The sequence below is a fragment of the Paraburkholderia sp. genome, from assembly GCF_047605525.1.
Classification (GTDB): Bacteria; Pseudomonadota; Gammaproteobacteria; order Burkholderiales; family Burkholderiaceae; genus Paraburkholderia.
Genome location: NZ_JASGFN010000061.1, coordinates 1 through 5,168, shown reverse-complemented (window position 1 = coordinate 5,168; position 5,168 = coordinate 1). Strand labels below are relative to the sequence as shown.

General features: G+C 66.5%; 6 protein-coding genes. 3 read left to right on the top strand and 3 right to left on the bottom strand.

The features are described from left to right. The 3 genes from QM685_RS36615 to QM685_RS36605 all read left to right on the top strand — a co-directional run. On the top strand, positions 1 to 500 hold a 500-nt coding region (locus QM685_RS36615), incomplete at its 5' end, for a hypothetical protein (RefSeq protein ID WP_415124392.1). Between the two features lie 188 nt (positions 501 to 688). Then, on the top strand, positions 689 to 1,579 hold the full coding sequence (locus QM685_RS36610; protein WP_415124390.1) for an IclR family transcriptional regulator: 891 nt from the start codon (positions 689 to 691) through the stop codon (positions 1,577 to 1,579). A 13-nt stretch (positions 1,580 to 1,592) separates the two neighbouring features. Next, positions 1,593 to 2,435 (top strand): IclR family transcriptional regulator, encoded by an 843-nt coding sequence (locus tag QM685_RS36605; RefSeq protein ID WP_415124388.1) that lies wholly within the window; start codon positions 1,593 to 1,595, stop codon positions 2,433 to 2,435. A gap of 38 nt (positions 2,436 to 2,473) precedes the next feature. Here the strand turns inward: QM685_RS36605 and QM685_RS36600 are convergent, their stop codons facing one another. From QM685_RS36600 to QM685_RS36590, 3 genes are all read right to left on the bottom strand, one after another. Then, entirely contained in the window at positions 2,474 to 3,337 is an 864-nt protein-coding gene (locus tag QM685_RS36600; protein ID WP_415124387.1) for a MurR/RpiR family transcriptional regulator, read from the bottom strand. Between the two features lie 118 nt (positions 3,338 to 3,455). After that, on the bottom strand, positions 3,456 to 4,538 hold the full coding sequence (locus QM685_RS36595) for an ABC transporter ATP-binding protein (protein WP_415124385.1): 1,083 nt from the start codon (positions 4,536 to 4,538) through the stop codon (positions 3,456 to 3,458). Between the two features lie 68 nt (positions 4,539 to 4,606). Next, the coding region (locus tag QM685_RS36590; RefSeq protein WP_415124383.1) for an SDR family oxidoreductase at positions 4,607 to 5,168 on the bottom strand (562 nt) is incomplete at its 5' end.

The following is a 5,168-nucleotide window of genomic DNA, read 5'->3' as shown; positions in this document are numbered from 1 at the left end:
CTCCTGAACATAGCTTCGGTCGTCATGACGGGGCGCTTTTCAACAACCTGCTAGGCGACTTCCTTCGACACTGCGTGCACTACCCTCTGGACGCAACGGCAGACAGCCTGATCCGAGCGCTAAAACGCGCGATAGACAACCACGATGTGTTCGCGGTAGCCGAGGAGCGCCGAGCCTCGCCAAGAAGCAACAGGAGCAATGACGAGCTGCGTGCCACCGTGATTTTTTATGACGAGAAAACGCGGCAAATCCAGTTGTGTACCGTGTACCGGAACGAAATCAAGGGAGCCATAGATCGACAGATAGCGCGCGGATCGGCAATGAATTTGCCGCTTGGCTCCGACGACCCGACCGCTCCGTTGACTGATGAGACTTTGCGGCAGATTGGCGGCATGGCCGTTCTCAACCAGGCATCGGTGCATCCCGAATTGCGCGACCGCTTGCAGATCTCACTCCAATACCCGGTCAACTGGACATCCCCGAAGCCGGCTGCCGAGTGATGACGGGAACGAACGCATTGAAGCCGGCGCGCCGCGTCGGCCAGACCGGTACGACGATTGAGCGTGCGTCAGTGCGCGGCGTCAGTTCGCGACGAACGCGTTATCGTAGGCGGTGACTCGCGGCCTGGCTTCAGGCGCGTCGTCCCTGCTCGGCAAGGGCTTGGAGGAGACGCGAGCATTCGATTAACATGGACCGCCTTTTACGGACGAGTGAGGGTGTGAGCAAAGCGATGAAATCGGCGGCAAGCGCAGGCAGCGGCGCGGCGGCGGAAAACGGCAAACCGCAGCGCGGCATTCAAAGCGTCGAGGTCAGCGGCCGGGTGCTGCTCGCGCTCGCCGGCGCGCGCGCGCCGCTCGCGCTGTCCGATCTCGCGAGCGCCGCGCAGATCGCGCCGGGGCAGGCGCATGCGTATCTGGTGAGCCTGAGCCGCCTCGGCCTCATCAAGCGCGACGAACTGGCGGGCCGCTATGAGCCGGGGCCGCTCGCGCTGCGGCTCGGTTTGCTGCGCCTCGAAAACCAGCCGGCGTTTCGCGCCGCCGTGCCGCGCGTCGCGGCGCTCGCCGAGGCGATCGGCTTTAGCGTCGCGATCTGCATTGCCGGGCCGCAAGGGCCGACCATCGTGCGCTATGAACACGCGGGCTTTCCGCTGCACGTGAATCTGCATGTGGGCACGGTGATGTCGCTGCCGGCGACCTCGACCGGGCGTGTGTTCTGCGCGTATCTGCCGCGCGACGTGCTCGACGCGACGTGGGCGAATCAATCGGGTGCGGCGGGCAGCGCGATGACGGCGCCCGCCGAACGCGCGGCATTCGACGCGACGCTCGCGCGCATCCGCGCGCGCGGGCTCGAAAGCAGCGTCGATGCGCCGAGTCCGGGCATCAGCAGCCTGAGCGCGCCGGTGCTCGATAGCGAAGGCCGCGTCGCGCTCGCGCTGACGGTGATCGGTTCGACGGGCGTGCTCGACGTCGCCGCCGACGGGCCGGTTGCGCGTGCGTTGCTAGACGCGGTGCGTGACATCGGCGCCGACCTCGCGGCGGCCCCCGCTTCTTTGACGTCATCGCTTGCATCGTCCCTGTAGCGTGTTTCTGATCGTGACCGATTCCGCCCATCTCTCCCCCGCTTCCACCGACGCGAAACCGCAGCGCGGCATTCAATCGCTCGACAACACCGGCGAACTGCTGACGGCGCTCGTCGCCGCCGCGCGTCCGCTGAACCTGCGCGATCTCGCGGCCGCGGCCGGCATGCCGCCCGCGAAGGCGTTTCCGCATCTCGTGAGTCTGCTGAAAATCGGCCTGCTGAGCCGCGACGCATCCGGTTGCTTCGAAGCCGGTCCGCTCGCGCTCGAGTTGGGCCTGATCGGTTTGCAGCGTCTGTCGCCGACGCGCGAGGCCGAGCCCGAAGTGATCGATCTCGCGGCATCGACTGGAATGAGCGTCGCGATGGCGGTGCTCGGACCGCTCGGACCGACCGTCGTGCGTCTCGAGGAATCGGCGCGGCCCTTGCATGTGAGCCTGCGCGTCGGCACCGTGATGTCGCTCGTGAATACGGCGATTGGCCGTATGTTCGCCGCATATGTCGCCGACGACGTGCGCGCGGGTCTGCTGGCACAGGATCATCTGCGGCTCGCGGGAGCCGGTGCCGCCGATATCGCCGCGCAAAAGGCCGCTTACGCGCGGCGGCTCGCGCGGATTCGCGCGGACGGAATTGATACGGCGTTGAGCAAACCGATCCCCGGCATCAATACGCTCGCCGCGCCCGTGCTCGATCACACCGGCAGCATCTGCGTCGTGCTCGCGTTGATGGGACCGGGCGGCGGCTTCGATTGCGAACCGTCAGGCCAGCCCGCGCGGACATTGCGTGCGGCGACATCGAGATTGTCGCGGCGATTCGGATGGATGGCGGCAGTGAGCGGCGCGGAAAACGCCGATACGTAAGGGCTTTTTCGAAGTTCTGAGGTTTCGAAAAGCACCGCCTACCCGCCCGCCCCCTGCGGCTCGTGTGACGCCAGCCGCGCCTTCGCATGCCGCATCTTCTCCAGCGTCGCCGGCCCGGCTTTCAACGCAACGCCGATCGCGAGCGCGTCCATGATGCACAGATGCACGAGCCGCGACACGCCCGGCGTATTCGGATCGATCGGGCTCGGCACGCGCAACAGCAACGGAATATCGACGAGCCACGCAAGCCGCGAACCGACGTTGGTCAGCGCGATCGTCGTCGCGCCACGCTCCTTCGCGATCTGGATGCTCTCGTTCACTTCGACGCTGCGCCCCGAATGCGAAATCGCGAACGCTACGTCGCCGGGCTCCATCAGGCCCGCGTAAAGCCGCTGCAAATGACCATCGGTGAACGCCGCCGCCGCGATATCGATGCGCAGAAAACGCAGCGCCGCATCCTGCGCGACGAGTCCCGAACCCGAACCCACGCCGAAGAAAAACACCCGCCGCGCGCTCGCGAGTGCCGCAATCGCGCTTTCGACCACAGCCGGATCGAGCGCGCCGCGCGCATGCGTAATGCCGTCGATGGCCGCCTCGCCGACCTTGTCCATCAGGGTCTGCATGTCGTCGTCGCGCGCGACCGCGGTCGACGCATACGGCAGTCCGCCCGCGACGCTCTGCGCGAGCTGCATCTTGAAGTCGCGCAGACCATGCGCGCCGATCGCGCGGCAAAACCGCGTGACGGAAGGCTCGGACACGTCGGCGCGCTGCGCGAGTTCGGTGATGCTGGCGCGCATCGCGAAGTCGACGTCGGCCAGCACCATGTCGGCGACCTTGCGCTCGGCGGGCCGCAAACTGGCGAGTGCGCTGCGGATATGGGGAATCAAGTTCGGTGCGGACACCCGGTGTTCCTTAGGGTCTGTTTACATAGGGAACGCACGTGCGTTGCCGCGAAAAGAGCCGCTCGCAGCCTGTTCGGCTTCAATCGGCTCGAGTGCGCGTCGAGCGGCAACACGCGGTTCAGACCAGCCTGCGTCCGCTCTCCGTATCGAACAGATGAATGTGCCCGACCGGCAAACGCAGCGCGACACGCTGACCGGGCTCGATCCGCGAGCGCTCGCGCGTCGTCACGCACCACGTGGTGCCGCCTATTTTCCCGTACAAATGCGTCTCGGCGCCAGTCGGCTCGATCACTTCGACGTCGAGCGCGGCATCCGGTATCTGCGTCGTGAGCTCGATGTGTTCGGGTCGCACGCCCAGCGTGACCTGCGCGCCGGGCGCCACCGACGCGGGCGCGCGTTCGAGCGCGACCTCGCTGCCGTCCGCGAGCTTCAACGCGAGGCCGTGGCCCTGCGCGCGATTGACGATCACGCCTTCGGCGAAATTCATCGACGGCGAACCGAGGAAGCTCGCGACGAACAGATTCGCCGGACGATCGTAGAGCTCCAGCGGCCGGCCGATCTGCTCGATGCGCCCCGCGTTCATCACGACGATGCGATCGGCCATCGTCATCGCCTCGATCTGATCGTGCGTGACGTAGATCACCGTATTCTTCAGACGCTGATGCAGCGCCTTGATTTCGGTGCGCATCTGCACGCGCAGTTTCGCGTCGAGATTCGACAGCGGTTCGTCGAACAGGAACAGCGACGGCTCGCGCACCACCGCGCGGCCCATCGCGACGCGTTGCCGCTGGCCGCCCGACAGCGCGCGCGGCAGCCGGTCCAGATAGCCGCCGAGGTTCAGCATCTTCGCGGCGGCGTCGATGCGCGGCCTGAAGCTCGACGGCGCTTCCTTGCGAATGCGCGGGCCGAACGCGATATTCTCGTAGACCGACAGATGCGGATAGAGCGCGTAGCTCTGAAACACCATCGAGATATTGCGCTGCTGCGGCGCGAGCGTATTCGCGCGCGTGCCGCCGATCAGCAGATCGCCGCCGCTGATTTCCTCGAGCCCGGCCACCATCCGCATCAGCGTGCTCTTGCCGCAGCCCGACGGGCCGACCAGCACGACGAACTCGCCGTCGTCGATGTCGAGATCGATGCCGTGCACGACCTGCGTGTCGCCATAGCGTTTGAAGATGCCGCTCAGTTGCACTGCTGCCATGCTGTCCTCGTTGTCTTGCCGCGTGTCGTGGCGCGTCGTGTTGCGCTTCCTGTTACGGGTGTTCCGGCTCAGAACGACTCGAGCGTGAGCTCCTGCGCCATCAACCGGTTGCCGGCCATCAGCCCGCCGTCGACCGGCAGCGCGACGCCGGTAATCACGCGCGCCATCGGCGACGCGAGAAACAGCACCGCGTCGGCGATGTCGTCGGGCGTCGCGAAGTCGCGCAACGGGTACCACTTCTTCAGATCCTCGAACACCTGCGGATTCCTGTCGACGCGCGCCTGCCACGCCTGGGTCTTCACCGTGCCCGGACACACGATGTTCGCGCGAATGCCGTGGCGGCCCAGTTCGACCGCGAGCGCCTTCGTGTAGCTGATCAGGCCGGCCTTCGCCGCGCTATACGCGGGATGACCGAGCGCGGCGAGACCGTTCACCGAGCCGATCAGCACGAGTGCGCCGCGCTGCCGCTCGATCATCGACGCACGCACCGCTTCCACCGTGTGATACGTACCGTTCAGATTCAGATGGATGTCGCGCTGCCAACTGGCGGCGTCGGTGGTCGCGAGCGTCGCGCCGGATGCCGCGCCCGCGTTCGCGACCAGCACGTCGACCGGCCCGCGCGCCGCGACC

Excerpts from the sequence above, each read along its gene's own strand:
- QM685_RS36610 (WP_415124390.1), top strand. The coding sequence starts at position 689 with ATGGACCGCCTTTTACGGACGAGTGAGGGTGTGAGCAAAGCGATGAAA.
- QM685_RS36595 (WP_415124385.1), bottom strand. The coding sequence starts at position 4,538 with ATGGCAGCAGTGCAACTGAGCGGCATCTTCAAACGCTATGGCGACACG.